Origin of the sequence: Klebsiella sp. 64 (genome assembly GCF_018223915.1) — a bacterium.
Lineage (GTDB): Bacteria > Pseudomonadota > Gammaproteobacteria > Enterobacterales > Enterobacteriaceae > Klebsiella > Klebsiella pneumoniae.
Map to the genome: position 1 here is coordinate 31,315 of NZ_JAGRQZ010000005.1, position 22,154 is coordinate 53,468.

Sequence of the window (22,154 nt, forward strand, 5' to 3'; positions counted from 1 at the left end):
TCATTAATTTTCTGCTAACCAGTTATCAACCCGGGAACGTACCTGTCCCACTTTGACGCCATAAATAACCTGAACTTCATTTCGATTGCGTACGACGCCGTTGGCGCCGGTATTTTTTAATTGCGCGTCATCAACCCGCGCCATATCGCGCACGGCCACGCGCAGGCGAGTAAAACAATTATCGACGGAGAGAATATTCTCCTTGCCCCCGAGGCCGCGGATAATGTCATCGGTGACCGACTGCGGTTGCGCGACTTTCTGGCGGTACTCTGCTTTGCTGTAGAGCTTCACGTTCTCGTCATCTTCCCGGCCCGGCGTTTTCAGGTTCAGCTTCACCACCAGGGTGCGGAAAATCACGTAGTAGACGGCGAACTGGCCGATACCGATAAGGACATAGCCCGGCCAGCGCGTTAAGGAGACCGGCAGCGGCAGGTTATAGATCAGAAACTCGATCAGGCCCGATGCTCCCCAGGGACGTACGGTGAAGATGTCGCAAATGGCCTGCGAGGCGGCGGTTAACGTCGCGTGGATCACCCACAGCAGCGGTGAGACAAATAAGAAGGTGAACTCAATCGGCTCGGTGATGCCGGTCAGCATCGAGGTGATAATCGCCGGCAGCAGAATCGCCTTCGCCATCGCTTTCTTCTCCGGTTTCGCGGTGTGGTAGAACGCCAGCGAGGCGCCCGCCAGGCCGAAGATGGTGGTCATCCCTTGCTGCGAAAAACGTAATGCGTCGTTCATGACCGGCGTCAGGTCGGGATGGCGCATATAGGCGAGGAATATGGCCTGGGTGCCGGAGACCACCTGACCATCCACGTTCAGCGTGCCGCCAATCTGGGTGAGCTGGAAGGGGGACCAGACGAAATGGTGCAGGCCGGTGGGGATAAGGAATTTTTCAAAGAAACCATAGACGAAGACCCCGGCGACCCCGGCATTTTTCATAAAACCGGTGAGGGCGGAGATGCCGTGGGTCATAAAGGGCCAAATCCAGGTAAAGGCGATGGCGTAGAAGATAACCACCGGCGTCATCGCCACCAGCGTCAGCTTGGCGCCGCCGTACATCGACAGCGCGCCAGGCAGCTCAATGGCAGAGACTTTATTGTGCACCCACGCAATCGTGCAGCCGAGAATAATGCCCAGGAAAACGCCCATATCCACCACCACAAAGCCCAGCAGCTGGGTTTGCCCGGTGCCATAATATTCACCGTTAATTTTTTCGGCGAGTCCATGGGTGTGTTCCAGCCAGGAGTGGTTGGCGCCAAGAAACATAATAAAGCACATCACTGAAACCAGTGCGACTTCGGTTTTTTTATCCTTTGCCTGGCCATAGCTGATGCCGACGCAAAATAATAAGCCGAGGTTGCCAAATAAAGGCCAAAAGGTGTCGCCGAGCATTTGCCCAAGCTGATGTAAGAAACTGGTTTCAGCAATTAATGTCGGATTAGTTAATACTGAACTGAGGGCCAGAATTAAGCCAATGACCGGCAAGAACAATACGGCGCCGATCATGGCCCGGGAGAATTTTTGCATATTCTCCAGAATACGCTGACGTATTTCAGGCATGATTGATCCTTTTATATTTTTGTAGGTACAGAGAGCGGTTTTTTATCGACTTCCAGTGATTTGGTTATAGCAACTCTGATATTTGAAAGGAACCTGTTGCGCTAAATAGGTACAGATAGCCGCGTATTGCGCACAGGTTTCAGGACTCGCACCCCAACTCTCTCCCTGAAAGGGAGAGAGTAGTCAGAGTGGAGTTTTGCCGGGAAGCAATCCCTCTCCCCATAGAGGAGAGGGAATGGGCATCGCTATGGGGTGACGGGAGCGGGCGCTGGCGCGGCGGGGGCGAGGCTGACCTCGCCGTTGCGCATGATTTGCGCCACCTGCTGTTTCTCCATATTCACGGCGCTGAGCTGCCCGTTGACCGTCGGTTTGAGCGGGGCATCGGCCTGCACGCTGCCGCTGGCGGTCAGCTGGAGATTGCCATCCCCGCTTATAGGTAGCGACGGCCAGCCCCAGGCCTGCAGAATATTCAGCGGCACGCCGCGGCCGCTGAAGCTCAGATTGACCTGGCGCTGCGGCAGCTGGGATACCGCGGCGGTGGCCTGCAAAATGCCGCGCTCGGTGAAGGCGCTAAGCTCAGTGATATTGACCGTCGAGGCTGTGGCGTTCAGTTTGAGTGATGGGCGGCGCACGTCGATCCGGTTGAAAGTCGCCGCCGCGGCGTTCAGCGTCGCGCTGCCGTTCCATACTCCCCAGCTGCCGTTTTTCACCAGCTGTAGCTCGCCGCCATAGCCATCGAGGGCGGTAATTTGCCACGGGAAAGCAGGGTCCACATCGATGATCAGATTGCGGCTGGCGCTGAATTTTTTCAGCGTCAGGCTTTGCAGCCAGGCTGGCAGCGGCGTCATCCACAGCTGTTTCCAGTTCGCCGGCAGCGTGTACTCCAGTCCGGCGAAAGCGGTATCGTCGAGCACCAGGGCGTTCCCGGCGTGTAGCCAGTTGCCGGAGGTGCGCACCATGCCGCCCTCCCAGCGCGAGGAGAACTGGCGCAGCGCAATGCCCTGGGGAGAGAATTCAGCATTGAGGATCGGGTCGAAAAGATGCAGCGAGCCGTAGATAAATTCGCTGGCGTTCATCGACAGCGTGCCGTCCTCGCTCTGCCAGCCGCCGTGGCTAAGGGTCAGGTTGCGCAGGCTCAGGTCGAGGTCGGTTACCGCCCAGTCCGGTCCCTGCAGGCGGGCGTCGGTGATGTCCAGGCGGCCAATCTGCAGAGAGGGGACCGTGGTTAACGGCGCGAAAAACTCGGCCAGCGAGGCGGGACTCTGCAGTCGAATCTCGTTGAGCTGGAGGTTATCCACCCGCCAGCTGCCATCGGCGCTGCGTTTGGCATTGCCGGTTAAGGTGCCGCGGGCGACATCGGCGCCGAGGGTGGAGAGGGTGACCTCGCCCTGATCAATCTTACCCTGAATCAGAACGTTGCTGGCTTCGACGCCATTGAGCGTCATCGAGCCCGCGCTCATCTGGATCTGCGCCGTTTTCCCCAGCACATTGCCCGCCTCCGGCGTCCATGGGCTGACGCCGCCGATGACGCGCTGCGCGCTGAGCGCCCAGCCGGTTTCCGGGCTGTTGAAAGCCATATTGCGCAACATCAGCCGGTCGGCAGCGAACGGCAGGTCTGCAGAGTGGGGTGACAGATTCAGAGTGCCGTCGTTAAGGACTATCTCATCCGCATGCAGCGGATCGCTAAACTGGCGGGTGCTGAAGCCAATGTCGACCGTTTTTGCCACCAAAGTGGCAGGCTTGCCTTCCCGACCAAAGGTGACGTTTCGCAACTGCACATGAAGGGGGGAGGAGAAATCGTGCTCCATCTCATCGAAGGAGACCTGCCAGCCGGTGCCATTGCTGAGCCAGGCGCTGGCCTGGCGGGCGCCCCAGTGGGTTTGCAGCAGGAACCACGCGCCAATAATGACGAGCAGCAGAGCGACTAGCAGCCAGAGAATCAGCTTTCCAAGAAATTTCATGGTCTTCCATTCTGTGAGATGCACATCACCGTGTTATGCCCGATTTAGGCGCACTTCTCAAGGCAGGCGTGGTTTATTTCCGTGATGGGGCAGGTGGTTGGAGGACGTCCCGGCCGATGCGCGACCGGGAACGCATGAGATCACGCCTTTTCTGGCGGGAAAATTAAATTCAGAACAATCGCCGTGATACCGCCGGCGGCAATCCCGGAGGAAAGCAGGTTTTTCAGCCAGTCCGGGGCGAACTGCAGGATCAGCGGCTGCTGCGACACGCCGAGGCCTACCGCCAGCGACAGAGCGATAATCAGGATCGCCCGACGGTTCAGCGGTTCACGGGAGACGATGCGCACGCCGGACGCGGCGATGGTGCCGAACATCACCAGCGTGGCGCCGCCGAGCACTGGCTCAGGGATATGCTGGACAAAGCCGCTCACCGCCGGGAACAGGCCGAGGACGATCAGCATCAGGGCGACCACAAAGCCGACGTAGCGGCTGGCGACCCCGGTCAGCTGGATCACGCCGTTGTTCTGGCCGAAGCAGGAGTTCGGGAAGGTGTTGAAGACCGCGGAAACGAAGGAGTTCAGGCCGTTAGCCAGCACGCCGCCTTTCAGGCGCTTCATATACAGCGGACCCGAGACCGGCTGTTCGGAGACGTCGGAGGTGGCGGTGATATCGCCGATGGTTTCCAGGGAGGTGATCATAAACACCAGCATCAGGGGCAGCAGCAGACTCCAGTCGATGCCGAGGCCATAATAGAGCGGCGTCGGGACGGTGATGAGGCTGCTGTTGGTCGGGGCGGTGTTGGCTGGCAGCATATCGAGGAACCACGCCGCCAGATAACCGGCAGCCATGGCAATCACTAGCGAGGCGATGCGCAGGTACGGGTTGCGCTGGCGGTTGAGGATAATAATCAGCGCCAGCACGATACCCGCCAGCAGCAGATTTTTCGGCGCACCAAAGGTGTGGTCAGCCATCGCCGCGTAGCCGCCGCCGATGGAGGTCAGTCCGACCTGAATCAGCGACAGGCCGATAATCATCACCACCACGCCGGAAACCAGCGGGGTAATGATACGGCGCGCCAGGTGCAGGATCCGGGAGAGGACCATTTCGGTGCAGCTGGCCAGCATCAGGGTGCCGAAGAGGGCGGCCATCATGGTGGGGACGTCGGCGCCGCCGGTTTTCAAGGCGGTACCGCCCATGATCAGCGGGGCGACAAAGTTGAAGCTGGTGCCCTGGATGGAGAGCAGTCCGGAGCCGACCGGGCCCCAGGCTTTGATCTGAATAATAGAGGCGACGCCGGAGGCGAACAGCGACATGCTGATGATATGTTGGGTATCTTGCGCCGGGAGACCGAGAGCCTGGCAGATTAACAGCGCCGGGGTGATCACCGCGACAAACATCGCCAGCAGGTGCTGGAAGGCGGCGAACAGGGTTTGCGGTAGCGGCGGGCGATCTTCGAGGCGGTAGATTAATTCGCTGGCTGGTTTATGCGCAACCGGTTGCGCATTTTCTGACTCTGCGGTGTTAACGGACATCACAAGCAATCCCAAGGTGGCAAAGCGGGAATTTTATCGGACTGTAGACCAAAAGCAAACGTTTGCCAGCGTTTGCTCATAAAAATTTATACCGTGAATATGCGCAACGAGATAATTAACATTTTGTATGCTAAATCGCATCATTCAGGATACAAAATATCTTTTTCTGTCAATTTTTCCGCCGTTCTGCGTAAAATCCCCCTCTGACTCCTCATGATGAGAAGCTAAAGACACCAGGAATATCGTCGCGTGTGAATGGATCATGCGCCCATAAGGAGCTTTTTATGTTTCATCTCGATACCTTATCGACGCTCGTTGCCGCAACGCTCGTGCTGTTACTCGGCAGAAAACTCGTACAAACCGTTCCCTTCCTTAAGAAATACACTATTCCTGAACCCGTTGCCGGCGGTCTGCTGGTGGCGCTGGCGCTGCTGGCGCTGAAAAAAAGCATGGATATCGAAATTGATTTCGATATGAGTCTGAAAGATCCGCTGATGCTGGCGTTCTTCGCCACCATCGGTCTTAACGCCAACCTCGCCAGCCTGCGGGCCGGCGGCAAGGTGCTGGGCACTTTCCTGATCGTGGTGGTTGGCCTGCTGCTGCTGCAGAACGCCCTCGGTATCGGCATGGCGACGCTGCTGGGGCTGGATCCGCTAATGGGTCTGCTGGCCGGGTCGATTACCTTATCCGGCGGCCACGGCACCGGGGCGGCGTGGAGTAAGCTGTTCGTTGAGCGCTACGGTTTTGCCAACGCCACCGAGGTGGCGATGGCCTGCGCGACTTTCGGCCTGGTGCTGGGCGGCCTGATCGGCGGCCCGGTGGCGCGTTATCTGGTGAAGCACTCTTCCTCACCGGACGGGACACCGGACGATCAGGTGGCGCCAACCGCCTTTGAAAAGCCGGACGTGGGGCGGGTGATCACCTCGCTGGTGCTGATCGAAAGTATCGCCCTGATCGCCATCTGTCTGACGCTGGGCAAGGTGGTTGCGCAACTGCTGGCGGGGAGCGTCTTCGAGCTGCCGACCTTCGTCTGCGTGCTGTTTATCGGCGTGATCCTCAGCAACAGCCTGGCGCTGGCGGGGTTGTATCGGGTGTTCGATCGCGCGGTATCGGTGTTGGGCAACGTCAGCCTGTCGCTGTTCCTCGCCATGGCGCTGATGAGCCTCAAGCTGTGGGAGTTGGCCTCGCTGGCGCTGCCGATGATTATTATCCTGGCGGTGCAGGCGCTGGCGATGGCGCTGTATGCGGTGTTCGTCACCTATCGGATGATGGGCAAAAACTACGATGCCGCGGTGCTGGCAGCCGGGCATTGCGGGTTTGGCCTGGGGGCAACGCCGACGGCGATCGCCAATATGCAGGCGATTACCGACCGTTTCGGGCCATCGCATATGGCCTTCCTGGTAGTGCCGATGGTGGGGGCGTTCTTTATCGATATCGTCAACGCGCTGGTGATTAAGCTGTACCTGCTGCTGCCGATTTTTGGTTGATAAAAAACCCGGAGGCGGTGCTGCGCACCTGTCCGGGCTACAAGATCGTGCTGTTTGGGGTTTTGTAGCCCGGCTAAGGCGTTTACGCCGCAAGCCGGGAATAACTTCACAATCTTACGCTTCGTCGTGCTCTTCCCACGCTAACGCGCGTTTCACCGCTTTCTTCCAGCCGCTGTAACGATAGTTACGCTCAGTAGTTTCAATACCCGGGCGGAATTCGCGCTCAATCACCGCTTTCTCCTGCAGTTCATCCAGATTCTGCCAGAAACCGACCGCCAGACCGGCCAGATAGGCCGCGCCCAGCGCCGTCACTTCGCGTACTTCCGGACGCTCGACACGGGTGCCGAGGATATCGGACTGGAACTGCATCAGGAAGTTGTTAGCCACCGCGCCGCCGTCTACGCGCAGGGCGTGCAGACGAATGCCGGAGTCAGCCTGCATCGCTTCCAGCACGTCGCGGGTCTGAAAGGCGATGGACTCCAGCGTCGCACGGATAATGTGGTTGGAGTTCACGCCGCGGGTGAGGCCGAAAATCGCGCCGCGGGCATACGGGTCCCAGTACGGTGCGCCAAGACCGGTGAACGCGGGTACCACGTACACGCCGTTGGTATCCTTCACTTTGGTGGCGAAGTACTCGGAGTCGAAGGCATCGCTGATGAGCTTCATCTCGTCGCGCAGCCACTGAATAGACGCGCCGGCCATAAACACCGCCCCTTCCAGAGCGTAGTTCACCTCACCGCGCGGGCCGCAGGCGATGGTGGTCAGCAGACCGTGGGTGGAGGTGACCGCTTTTTCGCCGGTATTCATCAGCATAAAGCAGCCGGTGCCGTAGGTGTTTTTCGCCATCCCTTCCTTGACGCACAGCTGGCCGAACAGGGCCGCCTGCTGGTCACCGGCGATCCCGGCGATAGGAATACGGGTCCCGCCTTTACCACCGATGTTGGTCTGGCCGTACACTTCGGAAGACTTGCGCACTTCCGGCAGCATGGCGCGCGGAATGTCCAGCGCGTCGAGCATCTTGTCGTCCCAGTCGAGGTCGTGGATGTTGAACAGCATGGTACGCGAGGCGTTGGTGTAGTCGGTGACGTGCACGCGGCCCTGGGTCATCTTCCAGATAAGCCAGGTATCAACGGTGCCGAACAGCAGCTCGCCGCGCTTCGCACGCTCACGGGAACCTTCGACATGGTCGAGGATCCATTTCACCTTGGTGCCGGAGAAGTACGGGTCCACCACCAGGCCTGTGGCCTTGCGGATATACTCTTCCATCCCGTCACGCTTGAGCTGCTCGCAGATCTCCGCGGTACGGCGGCACTGCCAGACGATAGCGTTGTAGATGGGTTTACCGGTCTCTCGCTCCCACACCACCACGGTCTCACGCTGATTGGTGATGCCGATGGCCGCGATCTGATCGGAGTTGATATCCGCTTTGGCCAGCGCTTCGACCAGCGTCGAGCTTTGGGAAGCCCAGATTTCCATCGGGTCGTGTTCGACCCAGCCTGGCTTAGGATAAATTTGTTCAAATTCTCGCTGGGAGACGCTGACGATATTGGCATCATGATCCATCACAACGGCCCGGGAGCTGGTAGTGCCCTGGTCAAGCGCAACGATATATTTTTTGTCGGTCATAGTCGGTGTCCCGTAGTCAGATTACAGCGAAGCTTTATGTTGAGCGGTGGAAGAGGAGGGGCTCTGTTGCTCTTCCTCCACGCAGGTGTCGCAAGGCAGGTGACGGCCAATCAGCTTACGATAGCTGAATGCGCCCAGCGCCGCGCCGACCACCGGTGCGCACAGCGGCACCAGGAAATAAGGAATATCTTTGCCGCCGGTGAAGGCGACGTCACCCCACCCCGCCAGCCAGGCGAAGGCTTTCGGGCCGATGTCACGCGCCGGGTTCATGGCGAAGCCGGTCAGCGGTCCCATGGAGGCGCCAATCACCGCAATCAGCAGGCCAATCAGCAGAGGGGCCAGCGGGCCGCGCGGTATGCCGTTGCCATCGTCGGTCAGCGCCAGGATGACGCCCATCAGGATAGCGGTAATCACCATCTCTACCGCGAAGGCCTGCACAAAATTGATGTGCGGGTTCGGGTAAGTGGAGAAAATGCCGGCCAGATCGAGGCTTTCCACGCTGCCGCGAATCATATGGTGGGTGGTTTCATAATCGAGGAAAAGATTGTAGTAAAGCCCGTAAACTAATGCCGCAGCGCAAAAGGCGCCAGCGAATTGTGAAATAATAAAAGGAACCACTTTGCGGCCTTCGAAGCAGGCGAACAGCCACAGCGCGATAGTCACCGCTGGGTTAAGGTGCGCACCGGAGACCCCGGCGGTCAGGTAGATCGCCATGGCGACGCCCAGACCCCAGATGATGCTGATTTCCCATTGTCCGAAGCTGGCTCCCGCGACCTTGAGCGCAGCCACGCACCCAACGCCGAAAAAGATCAACAACCCGGTACCGAGGAACTCTGCGATGCACTGGCCTTTTAAGGTTGATGTTTGGCTCATAATCGAATCCTGAAGCGTGGTGATGATTATTGTATGTAGGGTGGTCACAGACGACCATATTGCCATGTAGGCATAGTGTTAATTTATCGTTAACGAGCAAAAACGAGAAATATCGAACTTCAAATGTGTGTGCCTCGTCAAGAAAATGAGCGTTTTCGCGCCATTTGCGCGCATCGAGAGCGCTGCCGGAGCGTTTCACCACGCATTTTGTTAACCATAAAATTAACATTGACCCATGAACTACGAGCGAACTGCGCTGAAAGCACCAGGTAAAGACTGAAAAGTGTTGCAAACCGCAATCTACGCGGCTTGCCGCTGGACAGGGGCGGCGGGGATTCATACAATCGACGATAACACCGCTATGTGCGCTAATTTTCGTTAAGGCGGGACCGCGTATACGAAACACGAGTTTCTATCAACGCCTTGCAAGTTCAGGAGAGGTATGACGATGTCATTAGAAGTGTTTGAGAAATTAGAATCTAAGGTTCAGCAGGCGATTGATACCATCACTCTGTTGCAGATGGAAATCGAAGAGCTGAAAGAAAAGAACAACACCCTGGTGCAGGAAGTTCAGAGCGCGCAGCATGGTCGTGAAGAGCTGGAGCGCGAAAACAGCCAGCTGAAAGAGCAGCAGCAGGGCTGGCAGGAACGTCTGCAGGCGCTGCTGGGTCGCATGGAAGAAGTCTAATCGCTTCGCGCCCTCTCCCGCCCGGGAGGGGGTCATCCTTACTCGCGTCTTTATATCCGCAAGTTATAGCCAATCTTTTTTTATTCTTTAATCATTGAATCGCTTTCTGGCACGCTTAACCCATCACAACACACATAAAGAGAGCGGTGCGATGAATAAGTGGGGCGTAGGGTTAACTCTGTTGCTGGCATCCGCCAGCGTTCTGGCAAAAGACATTCAGCTATTAAACGTATCTTATGATCCAACGCGCGAGCTGTACGAACAGTACAACAAAGCGTTTAGCGCACACTGGAAGCAGGAGACCGGCGACAACGTGGTGATCCGCCAGTCGCATGGTGGCTCTGGCAAACAGGCGACCTCGGTTATTAACGGTATTGAAGCGGATGTGGTCACGCTGGCGCTGGCCTACGATGTCGACGCTATTGCCGAACGCGGCCGCATCGATAAAAACTGGCTGAAACGCCTGCCGGATAACTCCGCGCCGTATACCTCCACCATCGTGTTCCTCGTCCGCAAGGGCAATCCGAAACAGATCCATGACTGGAACGATCTGATCAAACCGGGTGTGTCGGTCATTACCCCGAACCCGAAAAGCTCCGGCGGCGCCCGCTGGAACTACCTGGCAGCCTGGGGCTATGCTCTGCATCAGAATCACGGCGACCAGGCGAAAGCCCAGGAATTCGTCAAGGCGCTGTATAAAAACGTGGAAGTGCTGGACTCCGGCGCGCGCGGTTCGACCAATACCTTCGTAGAACGCGGCATCGGCGACGTACTGATCGCCTGGGAAAACGAAGCGCTGCTGGCGACCAACGAACTGGGCAAAGACAAGTTTGAAATCGTGACCCCAAGTGAGTCGATTCTGGCTGAGCCGACCGTCTCGGTGGTCGACAAAGTGGTGGATAAGAAAGGCACGCGTCAGGTGGCGGAAGCGTACCTGAAGTATCTCTACTCGCCGGAAGGCCAGGAGATTGCGGCGAAGAACTTCTACCGCCCGCGCGATCCGAATGTGGCGAAGAAATATGCTAACGAATTCCCGAAACTGAAGCTGTTTACCATCGATCAGGAGTTCGGCGGCTGGACGAAAGCGCAGAAAGAGCACTTCTCCAACGGCGGCACCTTCGACCAGATTAGCCAGCGTTAATTCTCTTGTCCCTGCTTGCGCTACGCTTAGCAGGGCTACAGTTTTGCGCGGTGCGTAGCCCGGGTAAGGCGTCAGCCGCTACCCGGGATAACGCCCCGTCCACCATCTGTTTTCATTTAGTCATCAAATTACGCTACTCTTCCGCTTCAGGCTTAACAGGGAATGAAAATGAGAAGAGTAAGATACTTTTTGCTGGCGCTGCTGGTGGCGATCCTCGCGGCGCTGGCGGGCGGCTACTACTGGCTGCACTCTGGCAACCCGGACGCATTACGCAAGATTGTCCTGCAGCAGTGCGTACCCCATCAGCAACAGCAGCAAAACCCGTCGCCGTGCGCGGAAGTGAACCTCAAGGGCGGCTATGTGCTGTTTAAAGACCGTAACGGCCCGCTGCAATATTTGCTGATGCCGACCTACCGCATCAACGGCACCGAAAGCCCGCTGCTGCTGGATCCGTTGACGCCGAACTTTTTCTGGCAGGCCTGGCAGGGGCGTGAAATCATGAGCCAGCGCCACGGCGCGCCGGTTCCTGATAACGCGGTATCGCTGGCGATCAACTCGCGCAGTGGACGTACGCAAAACCATTTCCATATTCATATCTCCTGCCTGCGCCCCGATGTGCGCGCGCAGTTAGATAAGGATGCCGCAGCGATCAGCAGCCGCTGGCTGCCGCTACCGGGCGGGCTTCAGGGCCACGAATACCTGGCGCGCCGGGTGACGGAGGCGGAGCTGGCCCAGCGTAGCCCGTTCCTGATGCTGGCGGAAGAGGTGCCGGAGGCGCGTGAACATATGGGACGCTTCGCGCTGGCAATGGCGCAACAGAGCGACGGCTCGCTGGTGCTGCTGGCGACGGAGCGTAACCTGCTGACCCTGAACCGGGCTTCAGCGGAAGAAATTCAGGATCATCGCTGCGCCATCCTTAACGCAAACCACTAGTTCTGGCGTTTACCTGTCTTACCTGTCGTCGTATTCTTGCTGAAAAAAAACGACAGGAGACAGGCATGTCGCTCTGGCTTACCCACCCGCTGTTCCTTCCTTCATTGATTGTCGGCGTCACCATCGTGCTCTGGGCGACGTCGCTGCTGCCGGAATTTATCACCGCGCTGCTGTTCTTCGCAGCGGCGATGATGGCGAAAATCGCTCCGCCGGAGGTGATCTTCGGCGGCTTTGCCTCTTCGGCATTCTGGCTGGTGTTCAGCGGCTTTGTGCTCGGCATCGCCATCCGTAAAACCGGACTGGCGGACCGAGCGGCGCAGGCGCTGTCGGCCAGGCTCACCGACTCCTGGCCGCGGATGGTCGCCAGCGTGGTACTCCTGAGCTACGCCCTGGCGTTCGTGATGCCCTCCAACATGGGGCGCATCGCGCTGCTGATGCCGATCGTGGCGGCGATGGCCCGCCGCGCGGGCATTGCCGACGGCAGCCGCGGCTGGTTCGGCCTGGCGCTGGCGGTGGGGTTCGGCACCTTTCAGCTGTCGGCGACGATTTTGCCCGCCAACGTGCCGAATCTGGTGATGAGTGGCGCGGCGGAAGGCTCGTACGGTATCCATCTGAATTATGTTCCCTATTTACTGCTGCATACGCCGGTGCTTGGCTGGCTGAAAGGGGCGGTGCTGGTGGCGCTGATTTGCTGGCTGTTTCCCGGCAAGCCGCATCCACCGCGCGACCTGGCGCCGCTGCCGCCGATGAGCCGCGACGAGAAACGTCTGGCGTGGCTGCTGGCGGTGGTCCTCTCGCTATGGGTGACCGAGAGCTGGCACGGCGTCGGCCCGGCGTGGACCGGCCTGGCGGCGGCTGTGATCACGCTGCTGCCGCGGGTGGGCTTTATTAACGGCGAGGAGTTTGCCAGCGGGGTGAATATGCGCACCTGCATTTACGTCGCCGGGATTCTGGGGCTAGCGATCGCCGTCACCCAAACCGGGATTGGCGGCGCAGTGGGCAATGCGCTGCTGCAGGTGATGCCCCTGGATAAAGACAATCCTTTCACCAGCTTTCTCGCCCTGACCGGGATAACCAGCGCGCTGAACTTTATTATGACCGCCAACGGCGTGCCGGCGCTCTACACCACCTTTGCCCAGAGCTTTGCCGACGCCACCGGCTTCCCGCTGCTAAGCGTGATTATGATTCAGGTGCTGGGCTATTCCACGCCGCTGCTGCCCTATCAGGCGTCGCCGATCGTGGTGGCGATGGGGTTAGGCAAGGTCCCGGCGAGGGCGGGGATGCAACTGTGTCTGGCGCTGGCGGCGGTGAGTTATCTGATTTTACTGCCGCTGGACTACGCCTGGTATCAGCTGTTGGGGAAACTGTAACGGCAAAAGAAAGCCCGGCTTGCGCTGTGCTAGGCCGGGCTCCCACGTTTTGTCAGTCAACCCGGTCGCGTGTCGCCACCGGGAAAAGCGAATTACGCTTTTTTCGCTGCTTCTGCTGCTTTAACGATCACCGCGAAAGCGTCAGCTTTCAGGGAGGCGCCGCCAACCAGCGCGCCGTCGATGTCCGGCTGGGTGAACAGCTCTGCGGCGTTGCCAGCGTTAACGGAACCGCCGTACTGGATGATCACTTGCTCAGCGATTTTGGCGTCAGCTTTAGCAATGTGGTCACGGATGAATTTGTGCACCGCCTGCGCCTGAGCCGGGGTCGCTGATTTGCCGGTACCGATAGCCCATACTGGTTCGTAAGCGATAACCACGCCTTCGAAAGCGGCAGCGCCCTGGGTTTTCAGCACGGCGTCGATCTGACGCGCGCAAACTTCTTCCGTTTTGCCCGCTTCGTTTTCGGCTTCGGTTTCACCGATGCACAGAACCGGGGTCAGACCCTGCTCTTTCAGCACGGCGAATTTCTTCGCGATCAGCTCGTCGGATTCTTTGTGGTAGGTACGACGCTCGGAGTGGCCGATGATGATGTACTGCGCGCCGATATCTTTCAGCATTTCGGCGGAGGTTTCACCGGTGAATGCGCCGGACAGGTTCACGTCAACGTTCTGCGCGCCCAGGTGAATGTGGCTGCCTTCTGCCGCGCGCTTAGCCAGGTCCAGATACATTTCCGGCGGGGCGATGGCAACTGCACAGCCGCTTACGCCAGCCAGCTCGGTACGCAGGTTCGCAACCAGTTCGTTTACCATGTGGCGGCTGCCGTTCAGTTTCCAGTTACCCATCACTAAAGGATGTCGCATTTTAATTCTCCACGCTACTTAAGCGAATTAAGGAATATAGCCGCCCCAGAGGGCAGCATGGTCTGTGAAACAGTATAGAGACTCGTCACTGGAAAGGCTTTGCTTTTTGTCATTTATTGTTACCTTCCAGCGTTTCAGATAGCGCCAGCTTAATCGGTTCAATGGCGAAGGTCAGGCCCTTTTCCCCATGATCTGCCACCACATAGCGCACGGCGCCTTCGGTATCGGCGAAGTAGCGCTTGCCCTTGCCGGCGGCCAGCAGTTTCTGCAGTTTTTGCTGGCTTTGCGCCTGGCTAAAAGTCGGCACGAAGGCGCGGATCATGGCGCTCATATACTCCAGCGCTTTGGTCCTGGCCGCCTTTTGCTCCGGCCCCTGGATCGGCAGCCAGGTGATCTGCATGGATTTGATCTTCAGCGTGCCGCGCTCCAGCGCGGTGGAGGCATAGAGATTTTCGTTAATTTTGCTGGCGGCGCGGGTCAGGTTAGCCCGATCGCGACTGGTGGCGATGGAACGGAATTCGTTCAGAGGCAGCTTTGGGTTATCGGCGTTGAATTTCTCGCGGAACTGACTGATCGACTGGTCAAAGCTCGGCGCGCCGGCGAGCAGGTAGGGCGCTGCCGCGGTCGTCGATTCGCTCTCTGCGGACAACGCGTGCGGGCCGACGGCAAGGCCCATCAGCCCACTTAACCACAAAATTGTCCACTTCTTCATGCCCGTCGTTCCTTTTTTTGCCTGCTGACGATTAAATCGGGAAGCGCGGCGCTTGTCAAAAAGTCACGACGCCAGGGTAAACTACGCAGACGATGATGATAAGGAAAAACGCATGACCCTACAGCAGTGGTTATTCTCAATTAAAGGGCGCATTGGCCGCCGCGATTTCTGGATCTGGATTGCCATCTGGCTGGTGACCATGAGCGCCCTGTTTACCCTGGCAGGCAGCAATCTGCTCAACCTGCAGACGGCGGCGTTTATTATCGTCTGCCTGCTGTGGCCGACGGCGGCGGTGGTGGTCAAGCGGCTGCACGATCGCGGCAAATCCGGGCTGTGGGCGCTGCTGATGGTTCTGGCGTGGATGCTGCTGGCGGGGAACTGGTCGATGTTGCCGCAGGTCTGGCAGTGGGGCGTCGGGCGCTTTGTGCCGACGCTGATTATCGTCATGATGCTGATCGACCTGGGGGCGTTTGTCGGCACCCAGGGCGAGAATAAGTTCGGCAAGGAGACCCAGGACGTGCGCTGGAAAGCGGACGCCTGATTACCAGTAGTGCTCAGCCGTCATGTGGCCTGGCCGGCGACGCAGATGTTTGGTCATCTGCCGGGTCTCTTTTAACAGCTGTTGGGTATCGCGCACCATTTGCGGGTTGCCGCACAGCATCACATGGCTGGTGTCGGTGGTCATCGGCAGGCCGACGGCCTCTTCCAGCGCGCCGGTTTCAATCAGAAACGGCACCCGGCCGGTCAGCGAGCCTTCCACGGTTTCGCGGCTGACCACCGTCTGGATGCGTAATTTACCGGCGTAGCGCTGCTCCAGTTCGCGCATTAGCGGCAGATAGCTCAGGTCCGCGGCGTAGCGGACGGCGTGGACCAGCACCAGGTTATTAAAGCGCTCAAGGTCCTTGCCTTCCTGCAAAATTGACAGGTACGGCCCCAGCGCAGTGCCGGTCGCCAGCATCCACAGGGTATCGCAATCCGGTACTTCCTCGAGGACGAAGAAACCTGCCGCTTCACTCACCACCAGGACTTCATCGCCCGGCTTCAGCGCCGCCAGACGCGGGCTCAGCTTGCCTTCCGGGACGGTGACCAAATAGAACTCGAGGTCGGGATTGCCGGGGGCGTTGACGTAGGAGTAGGCGCGCTGCACGCGTTCGCCGTCGATTTCCAGCCCGAGCTTGGTAAATTGCCCGGCGGTAAACGGATGAACAGGCGCCCGCACGTATAAACTGAACAAGGCGTCCGTCCAGTACTCCACTTTTGTCACTTTGCCGCTAACCCAGTCCGCCATCGTCTTCTCCTGTTGCCAAGCGATGCCTTATCTTCGGTCCAGACGAGCCAGATTTCCACCCCGAAGGCGCAAGAAAGCTCTATTGATCAAATATAAACGAAGAACAGGGCAACCGCCTGCGGACGGTTGCCTGGGAGAGAAAAAGCGGTATTACAGGATGTGCTGCTGAATGTCCGGATCTTTACGGTCGAGGTAATGAATCGACTGGATACGACGGATAGTGCGCGACTTGCCGCGGATCAGCAGCGTCTCGGTGGTGGCCATGTTGCCCTTGCGGGTGATGCCGTCCAGCAGATCGCCTTTGGTGATCCCGGTGGCGGAGAAGACGACGTTATCGCTGCGCGCCATTTCATCCAGACGCAGCACTTTGCCCGCTTCAATGCCCATGGTTTTGCAGCGCGCCAGCTCATTTTCACCGATGCGGCGGTTCTCTTCGTTATCGCCCTTCACGTGGTGGCGAGCCAGCAGGCGCCCCTGCATATCCCCGTCGAGGGCGCGGATCACCGCGGCGGAAACCACCCCTTCCGGCGCGCCGCCGATGCCGTACAGTACGTCGACTTCGCTATCCGGCATGCAGGTGAGAATAGAGGCCGCGACGTCGCCATCGGGAATAGCGAACACGCGCACGCCCAGCTGCTGCAGCTGGGCAATGACCGCGTCGTGGCGCGGTTTCGCCAGCACGGTGACGGTCAGCTCGCCCAGCGGCTTGTTCAGGGCGCGGGCGATATTGTGCAGGTTCTCTTCCAGCGGCAGATTAAGGTCGATAGCGCCTTTAGCGCCCGGGCCGACGATCAGCTTTTCCATATACATATCCGGCGCGTTGAGGAAGCAGCCCTTATCGCCGACCGCCATCACCGCCAGGGCGTTGGCCTGGCCCATCGCCGTCATGCGGGTGCCTTCGATGGGATCGACGGCGATATCTACCGCATCGCCCTTGCCGGTACCCACTTTTTCGCCGATATAAAGCATCGGCGCTTCATCGATTTCGCCCTCGCCGATGACGATGGTGCCGTCGATATTGACGAGGTTAAGCATAATGCGCATGGCGTTAACCGCTGCGCCGTCGGCGGTATTCTTATCGCCGCGGCCCAGCCATTTATAGCCCGCCAGCGCGGCGGCTTCGGTGACACGCGAAAATTCGATGGCCAGTTCTCGTTTCATAATCCACTCGTTGTGTAGAAAAATTGCCCGCAGCGCGGCAAAAGCGCGCTACGCGTTGGAATAGCGTTCGGTTTCCGGCATCCAGCGCTCGATAAGCGCCTGGGCCTGCAGCGGATAGCGTTCATGAATGTGGCGAGCAATGCGCTGGACATCGGGGATCATCGCCTGATCGCGCAGTAAGTCCGCCACTTTAAATTCGGCGTTGCCGGTCTGGCGGGTGCCGAGCAGCTCGCCGGGACCGCGAATTTCGAGGTCTTTCTGGGCAATGACGAAACCATCGTTGCTGTCGCGCAGGACCTGCAGACGTTTCTGCGCCGTTTTGGAGAGCGGCGATTTATAGAGTAGCACGCAGTGGGAAGCGACCGCGCCGCGACCAACGCGCCCTCTGAGCTGGTGCAGCTGCGCCAGACCCAGACGTTCAGGGTTTTCGATAATCATCAGGCTTGAGTTAGGCACGTCGACGCCGACTTCAATCACCGTGGTGGCTACCAGCAGATGCATCTCGCCCTGCTTGAAGGCCTGCATCACCGCCTGCTTCTCCGCCGGTTTCATCCGCCCGTGGACGAGGCCGATATTGAGCTCCGGCAGCGCCAGTTTGAGCTCTTCCCAGGTGGCTTCCGCCGCCTGGGCTTCCAGCAGATCGGACTCTTCAATCAGCGTACAGACCCAATAGGCCTGGCGACCTTCATGGGTACAGGCGTTGCGCACGCGGTCGATAATATCGCTGCGCCGGGTGTCGGGGATGGCGACGGTGGTCACCGGAGTTCGGCCTGGCGGCAGCTCGTCGATAATCGAGGTGTCCAGATCGGCGTAGGCGGTCATCGCCAGGGTGCGGGGGATCGGCGTGGCGGTCATGATCAGCTGATGCGGGTGGAACCCCTGCTGCTGACCTTTCTCCCACAGCGCCAGCCGCTGATGCACGCCGAAGCGGTGCTGTTCGTCAATAATCACCAGCGCCAGGCCGTTAAACTGCACCTGCTCCTGGAAGATGGCGTGAGTGCCGACAATCATCTGCACTTCGCCGCTGGCGATAGCCTCCTGCTGCGCCTGACGGGCTTTGCCTTTCTGTTTGCCCGCCAGCCAGCCGACTTCTATGCCCAGCGGTTCGAACCAGCTGCGGAAGTTATTGGCATGCTGCTCGGCAAGCAGTTCGGTGGGCGCCATCAGCGCCACCTGTTTGCCGTGGACGATAGCGCGCAAGGCAGCCAGGGCAGCGACCAGCGTTTTACCGGAGCCAACGTCGCCCTGCACCAGGCGCATCATCGGCACGTCCAGCGCCATATCGTGTTCAATCTCGGCGGTAACCCGCGCCTGCGCGCCGGTGGGCTTAAAGGGCAGGGAGGCCAGCAGTTGGTTTTTCAGGGTATCGTTGGCGCCGAGCGGCAGGGCGTGATAGCGCTGGGCGCCTGCCCGCAGCGCCAGCATGCTGAGGTTATGCGCCAGCAGCTCTTCCAGAATCAGACGCTGCTGCGCCGGGTGCTTGCCGCTTTCCAGCTCGCTAAGTTGCAAGGAGGGAGGCGGGCGGTGCAGCGTACGCAGCGCCTCCGGCAGGCTCATCATCCCCTGCGCCAGCTCCGGCGGCAGGAGTTCGCTAATCGCGCAGGTTTCCAGGAGCTCAAGCGCCTGATCGGTGAGCTTGCGCAGGGTCGCCTGCTTGATGCCTTCGGTGGTCGGATAGACTGGGGTTAACGTTTCCTGCAGCTCCGGAGTACTCATATCGCCCTGGACGCGATATTCCGGGTGGATCATCTCGGCGCCGTACTTCCCGCGTTTGGCTTCACCGTAGGCCAGCACCCGACGACCGGTCGCGAGGCTGTTTTTCATCGCCGCGTTGAAGTTGAAAAAGCGCATGGTGAGGATGCCGGTGCCGTCGCTGATCTGGCAGGTCATCATCCGCCGGCCGCCGAAGGTGATATTGCTGTTGAGCACTTCACCTTCCACGGTGGCATAAACTCCGGGAAGCAGCTCGGCTATCGGGTAAAGATGGGTGCGATCTTCGTAGCGTAAAGGCAGGTGCAGCAGCAGATCCTGTACCGTATGCAGGCCAATCTTCGCCAGTTTGCTGCTCTGCGCAGCGCCCACACCGGTGAGTGAACTGAGCGGAACGGCATCTAACAGGCGGCCTGACATTGGGTTTACCTCGCAGCCTGCATGGTGGCCCACCACGCGGCATCGGCTTCCACTTCGCCCTGCTCGTTAACGTGGGGGTAAGGCAGACCTTTTTGTCTGGCGACGCGGGCCAGCACCGGATAGCCGCCTTCGAACAGCAGGCGCTGCTGCTCTTGTGGCGGCAGCATGCTGTTGGCGCGTTGGTACATCCCGGCATTCTGCCGCTGGCGCTGCGCCTCGTAAAGGATCAGCGCCGAGGCGACGGAGACGTTCAGCGACTGCACCATGCCGATCATCGGGATAATGATGTCCTGATCGGCCAGCGCCAGCGCTTCCTGGGTGATGCCGGTTTTTTCCTGACCCATCAGGATGCAGGTTGGACGCGTATAGTCGATTTCACGAAAATCGATGGCTTTGTCGGAAAGGTGAGTGGCAAGAATTTGCATGCCCTGGCCTTTCAGGTGGCCGACGGCATCTGCGATAGTGCGGTGGGTTTTAACCTGCACCCAGCTGTTGCTGCCCGCGGCGGCGGAGGCCATGGTACGCATCCGGCTGCTCGGCCAGACGGCATGCACTTCGTGTACGCCAACGGCATCTGCGGTCCGGATGACCGCAGAGACGTTATGAGGCTTATGGACCTGCTCCATGCAGACCGTCAGGTCAGGCTGACGCCTGGCGAGCATCTCGCAGATACGCTCGTAGCGCTTTGAGTTCATAAAGCTAGTTTCGGTTACGGGTGACTTTAATCACGTCCGGCATGACGCGGATTTTGCGCATGATATTCGCCAGATGCACGCGGTCGCGCGCGGTCAGGCGGATAAAGGCGCTGTATACGCGGCCATCTTTCTCTTCCGTATTCAGGCTCTGGATATTGGAAGACGCGGTGTTGATCGCCGCCGTCAGGTTAGCCAGCGCGCCCTGATGGTTAAACATGTCCACCTTGATTTCGGTGATGAACTCCTGAGCGGTCTCTTTATCCCACTCAACCGCCATAAATTTCTCCGGCTCTTTCTGGTAGCCGCGAATGTTACGACAGGATTCATGGTGGATAACCAGCCCTTTACCCGGGCTGACGTGGGCGATAATCGGGTCACCTGGAATTGGACGACAGCACTTGGCGAAGGTGATCAACACGCCATCGGCGCCTTTGATTGGCAGATGACCGTGGTTCGACGCGTTGGCCGGCACCGGCGCCGCAGCGGCTTCGCCCTGCTGCAGGTTTTTTGCCACCACGACGCTCATGGCGTTGCCCAGACCGATTTCCGCCAGCAGATCGTCAAGCGAGGCCAGCTTCATGCGATCGAGTTCGCGCTGGATATTCTCCGGTGGGATCTCGGCGAGTTTGCGGCTTCCGCCCAGCGCGTGATTGAGCAGACGACGGCCAAGGCTGACCGAATCGTCGCGCTTAAGGTTTTTCAGCAGCTGACGGATCTTGGCGCGCGCTTTCGAACTGACGACAAAGTTCAGCCAGGCGGCGTTCGGGCGAGCGCCCGGCGCGGTGATAATTTCGACAGTCTGACCGCTGGAGAGCGGCTGCGACAGCGGATAGGGCTGACGGTCGACGCGCGCGCCGACGCAGGCATGACCGATATCGGTATGCACCGCGTAGGCGAAGTCCACCGGCGTGGCGCCGGCAGGCAGTTCGACAATGCGCCCTTCCGGGGTGAAAACGTAAATCTCATCGGGGAACAGATCGGATTTTACGCTCTCGATAAATTCAAACGAGCTACCGGCGCTCTGCTGCAGCTCCAGCAGGCTTTGCATCCAGCGCTGAGCGCGGATCTGCGCGGTGGTGCTGCTTTCGCCGCCGTGCTCTTTATAAGCCCAGTGCGCCGCTACCCCCATCTCCGCCATCTGGTCCATGTCTTCGGTACGAATTTGTACCTCGACCGGGACGCCGTGGGGGCCGATCATCGAGGTGTGCAAAGACTGATAGCCGTTAGCTTTCGGAATGGCGATGTAGTCTTTAAAACGACCCGGACGCGGTTTGTAGAGGCTGTGCATCTGGCCGAGCACGCGATAGCAGATATCGGCATCATGGACGATAACGCGGAAGGCGTAGATATCCATGATCGAGTGAAAACGTTGCTCTTTGAGCACCATTTTACAGTAGATGGAGTATAGATGCTTCTCGCGACCGCTGACGCGGCAGGGGATCCCCGCTTCCTGCAAACGCCCTTCGATTTCGGAGAGGATCTTTTGAATCATCTCCTTACGGTTGCCGCGCGCCGCTTTGACCACCTCTTTAATGACGCGGTAGCGATTAGGGTACAGCGCTTCAAAGCCCAGCTCTTCGAGCTCGGTTTTGATGTGATGGATACCTAAACGGTGCGCCAGCGGGCTGTAAATTTCCAGCGTTTCGCGGGCGATGCGTCGGCGTTTATCCGGGCGCAGCGAGCCCAGAGTACGCATGTTGTGGGTGCGGTCGGCAAGCTTGATGAGGATGACGCGGATGTCCTGCACCATCGCCATGATCATTTTGCGAAAGTTTTCGGCCTGCGCCTCTTTCTTATCGCGGAACTTGAGCTTGTCAAGTTTCGACACCCCCTCTACCAGCTCGGCGACGCTTTTACCAAAAAGCTGTTCCATGTCCTGGTAGGTGGCGGGGGTATCTTCAATCACATCATGCAGCAGCGCGGCCATCAGCGTTTCATAGTCGAGCTTCATCTCGGCCAGAATGCAGGCTACCGCGACCGGGTGCGTGATATAGGGTTCACCGCTTGAACGTGTCTGACCCTCGTGAGCGTCACGTGCAACGAGATACGCCTGCCGCAGACGCTTAATCTGGTCTTCCGGCAGGTAGTTTTGAATCAGCTGATTCAGGCTTTCAAACAGATACAAGGGCGACCC

General features: G+C 58.9%; 18 protein-coding genes. 6 read left to right on the forward strand and 12 right to left on the reverse strand.

The window, feature by feature from the left end:
* Window positions 1–3: 3 nt before the first annotated feature.
* The 3 genes from KHQ23_RS05790 to KHQ23_RS05800 form a co-directional block, all read right to left on the reverse strand.
* Window positions 4–1,563: a PTS transporter subunit EIIC gene (locus KHQ23_RS05790; protein WP_032435213.1), complete on the reverse strand. Its 1,560-nt coding sequence runs from the start codon at window positions 1,561–1,563 to the stop codon at window positions 4–6.
* Between the two features lie 245 nt (window positions 1,564–1,808).
* On the reverse strand, window positions 1,809–3,524 hold the full coding sequence (locus KHQ23_RS05795; protein ID WP_047694003.1) for an AsmA family protein: 1,716 nt from the start codon (window positions 3,522–3,524) through the stop codon (window positions 1,809–1,811).
* Between the two features lie 140 nt (window positions 3,525–3,664).
* The gene (locus KHQ23_RS05800; RefSeq protein ID WP_002922950.1) at window positions 3,665–5,056 is read right to left on the reverse strand and encodes an NCS2 family protein; all 1,392 of its coding nucleotides are present in this window, start codon (window positions 5,054–5,056) and stop codon (window positions 3,665–3,667) included.
* Between the two features lie 284 nt (window positions 5,057–5,340).
* On the opposite strand from KHQ23_RS05800, the gene gltS reads away from it, so the two are divergent.
* Window positions 5,341–6,543 carry a sodium/glutamate symporter gene (gltS, locus tag KHQ23_RS05805; RefSeq protein WP_004173891.1) on the forward strand — a complete coding sequence of 401 codons (1,203 nt, stop codon included), beginning with the start codon at window positions 5,341–5,343 and terminating at the stop codon, window positions 6,541–6,543.
* 114 nt (window positions 6,544–6,657) lie between these two features.
* Here the strand turns inward: gltS and glpK are convergent, their stop codons facing one another.
* Complete coding sequence (gene glpK / locus KHQ23_RS05810; RefSeq protein ID WP_002922944.1) at window positions 6,658–8,169, reverse strand: glycerol kinase GlpK; 1,512 nt, start codon at window positions 8,167–8,169, stop codon at window positions 6,658–6,660.
* Between the two features lie 21 nt (window positions 8,170–8,190).
* Entirely contained in the window at window positions 8,191–9,042 is an 852-nt protein-coding gene (locus KHQ23_RS05815) for an MIP/aquaporin family protein (protein WP_002922941.1), read from the reverse strand.
* Between the two features lie 442 nt (window positions 9,043–9,484).
* Here KHQ23_RS05815 and zapB point away from each other — a divergent pair, with 442 nt between their 5' ends.
* The 4 genes from zapB to KHQ23_RS05835 all read left to right on the forward strand — a co-directional run bounded on the left by zapB (window position 9,485) and on the right by KHQ23_RS05835 (window position 13,174).
* Window positions 9,485–9,730 (forward strand): septal ring assembly protein ZapB, encoded by a 246-nt coding sequence (gene zapB / locus KHQ23_RS05820; protein WP_004150222.1) that lies wholly within the window; start codon window positions 9,485–9,487, stop codon window positions 9,728–9,730.
* 151 nt (window positions 9,731–9,881) lie between these two features.
* A complete protein-coding gene (locus KHQ23_RS05825) occupies window positions 9,882–10,871 on the forward strand; it encodes a sulfate ABC transporter substrate-binding protein (protein ID WP_002922936.1) in 990 nt (329 codons plus the stop codon).
* A 162-nt stretch (window positions 10,872–11,033) separates the two neighbouring features.
* Window positions 11,034–11,804: a CDP-diacylglycerol diphosphatase gene (locus KHQ23_RS05830; protein WP_014906767.1), complete on the forward strand. Its 771-nt coding sequence runs from the start codon at window positions 11,034–11,036 to the stop codon at window positions 11,802–11,804.
* A 65-nt stretch (window positions 11,805–11,869) separates the two neighbouring features.
* Window positions 11,870–13,174: an SLC13 family permease gene (locus KHQ23_RS05835; RefSeq protein WP_004151505.1), complete on the forward strand. Its 1,305-nt coding sequence runs from the start codon at window positions 11,870–11,872 to the stop codon at window positions 13,172–13,174.
* Between the two features lie 92 nt (window positions 13,175–13,266).
* Here the strand turns inward: KHQ23_RS05835 and tpiA are convergent, their stop codons facing one another.
* Window positions 13,267–14,034 (reverse strand): triose-phosphate isomerase, encoded by a 768-nt coding sequence (gene tpiA, locus KHQ23_RS05840; RefSeq protein WP_002922909.1) that lies wholly within the window; start codon window positions 14,032–14,034, stop codon window positions 13,267–13,269.
* A gap of 109 nt (window positions 14,035–14,143) precedes the next feature.
* Window positions 14,144–14,746, reverse strand: coding sequence for a YiiQ family protein (locus tag KHQ23_RS05845; protein WP_002922908.1), 603 nt, complete (start codon window positions 14,744–14,746; stop codon window positions 14,144–14,146).
* Between the two features lie 112 nt (window positions 14,747–14,858).
* Here KHQ23_RS05845 and KHQ23_RS05850 point away from each other — a divergent pair, with 112 nt between their 5' ends.
* The gene (locus tag KHQ23_RS05850; RefSeq protein WP_004901418.1) at window positions 14,859–15,287 is read left to right on the forward strand and encodes a DUF805 domain-containing protein; all 429 of its coding nucleotides are present in this window, start codon (window positions 14,859–14,861) and stop codon (window positions 15,285–15,287) included.
* Here the strand turns inward: KHQ23_RS05850 and fpr are convergent, their stop codons facing one another.
* The 5 genes from fpr to spoT all read right to left on the reverse strand — a co-directional run bounded on the left by fpr (window position 15,288) and on the right by spoT (window position 22,145).
* Window positions 15,288–16,034, reverse strand: a complete 747-nt coding sequence (gene fpr, locus KHQ23_RS05855; protein WP_004173895.1) for a ferredoxin--NADP(+) reductase — start codon at window positions 16,032–16,034, stop codon at window positions 15,288–15,290.
* Between the two features lie 150 nt (window positions 16,035–16,184).
* Entirely contained in the window at window positions 16,185–17,195 is a 1,011-nt protein-coding gene (gene glpX, locus KHQ23_RS05860) for a class II fructose-bisphosphatase (RefSeq protein WP_002922903.1), read from the reverse strand.
* Window positions 17,196–17,243: 48 nt separating this feature from the next.
* A complete protein-coding gene (gene recG, locus KHQ23_RS05865; RefSeq protein ID WP_004889209.1) occupies window positions 17,244–19,325 on the reverse strand; it encodes an ATP-dependent DNA helicase RecG in 2,082 nt (693 codons plus the stop codon).
* 5 nt (window positions 19,326–19,330) lie between these two features.
* Window positions 19,331–20,020 carry a tRNA (guanosine(18)-2'-O)-methyltransferase TrmH gene (trmH, locus tag KHQ23_RS05870; protein ID WP_004181538.1) on the reverse strand — a complete coding sequence of 230 codons (690 nt, stop codon included), beginning with the start codon at window positions 20,018–20,020 and terminating at the stop codon, window positions 19,331–19,333.
* Window positions 20,021–20,024: 4 nt separating this feature from the next.
* Entirely contained in the window at window positions 20,025–22,145 is a 2,121-nt protein-coding gene (gene spoT, locus KHQ23_RS05875) for a bifunctional GTP diphosphokinase/guanosine-3',5'-bis pyrophosphate 3'-pyrophosphohydrolase (RefSeq protein WP_004150214.1), read from the reverse strand.
* Between the last annotated feature and the right edge of the window lie 9 nt (window positions 22,146–22,154).

Excerpts from the sequence above, each read along its gene's own strand:
- KHQ23_RS05790 (WP_032435213.1), bottom strand. The coding sequence starts at position 1,563 with ATGCCTGAAATACGTCAGCGTATTCTGGAGAATATGCAAAAATTCTCC.
- KHQ23_RS05795 (WP_047694003.1), bottom strand. The coding sequence starts at position 3,524 with ATGAAATTTCTTGGAAAGCTGATTCTCTGGCTGCTAGTCGCTCTGCTG.
- KHQ23_RS05800 (WP_002922950.1), bottom strand. The coding sequence starts at position 5,056 with ATGTCCGTTAACACCGCAGAGTCAGAAAATGCGCAACCGGTTGCGCAT.
- gltS (WP_004173891.1), top strand. The coding sequence starts at position 5,341 with ATGTTTCATCTCGATACCTTATCGACGCTCGTTGCCGCAACGCTCGTG.
- glpK (WP_002922944.1), bottom strand. The coding sequence starts at position 8,169 with ATGACCGACAAAAAATATATCGTTGCGCTTGACCAGGGCACTACCAGC.
- KHQ23_RS05815 (WP_002922941.1), bottom strand. The coding sequence starts at position 9,042 with ATGAGCCAAACATCAACCTTAAAAGGCCAGTGCATCGCAGAGTTCCTC.
- zapB (WP_004150222.1), top strand. The coding sequence starts at position 9,485 with ATGACGATGTCATTAGAAGTGTTTGAGAAATTAGAATCTAAGGTTCAG.
- KHQ23_RS05825 (WP_002922936.1), top strand. The coding sequence starts at position 9,882 with ATGAATAAGTGGGGCGTAGGGTTAACTCTGTTGCTGGCATCCGCCAGC.
- KHQ23_RS05830 (WP_014906767.1), top strand. The coding sequence starts at position 11,034 with ATGAAAATGAGAAGAGTAAGATACTTTTTGCTGGCGCTGCTGGTGGCG.
- KHQ23_RS05835 (WP_004151505.1), top strand. The coding sequence starts at position 11,870 with ATGTCGCTCTGGCTTACCCACCCGCTGTTCCTTCCTTCATTGATTGTC.
- tpiA (WP_002922909.1), bottom strand. The coding sequence starts at position 14,034 with ATGCGACATCCTTTAGTGATGGGTAACTGGAAACTGAACGGCAGCCGC.
- KHQ23_RS05845 (WP_002922908.1), bottom strand. The coding sequence starts at position 14,746 with ATGAAGAAGTGGACAATTTTGTGGTTAAGTGGGCTGATGGGCCTTGCC.
- KHQ23_RS05850 (WP_004901418.1), top strand. The coding sequence starts at position 14,859 with ATGACCCTACAGCAGTGGTTATTCTCAATTAAAGGGCGCATTGGCCGC.
- fpr (WP_004173895.1), bottom strand. The coding sequence starts at position 16,034 with ATGGCGGACTGGGTTAGCGGCAAAGTGACAAAAGTGGAGTACTGGACG.
- glpX (WP_002922903.1), bottom strand. The coding sequence starts at position 17,195 with ATGAAACGAGAACTGGCCATCGAATTTTCGCGTGTCACCGAAGCCGCC.
- recG (WP_004889209.1), bottom strand. The coding sequence starts at position 19,325 with ATGTCAGGCCGCCTGTTAGATGCCGTTCCGCTCAGTTCACTCACCGGT.
- trmH (WP_004181538.1), bottom strand. The coding sequence starts at position 20,020 with ATGAACTCAAAGCGCTACGAGCGTATCTGCGAGATGCTCGCCAGGCGT.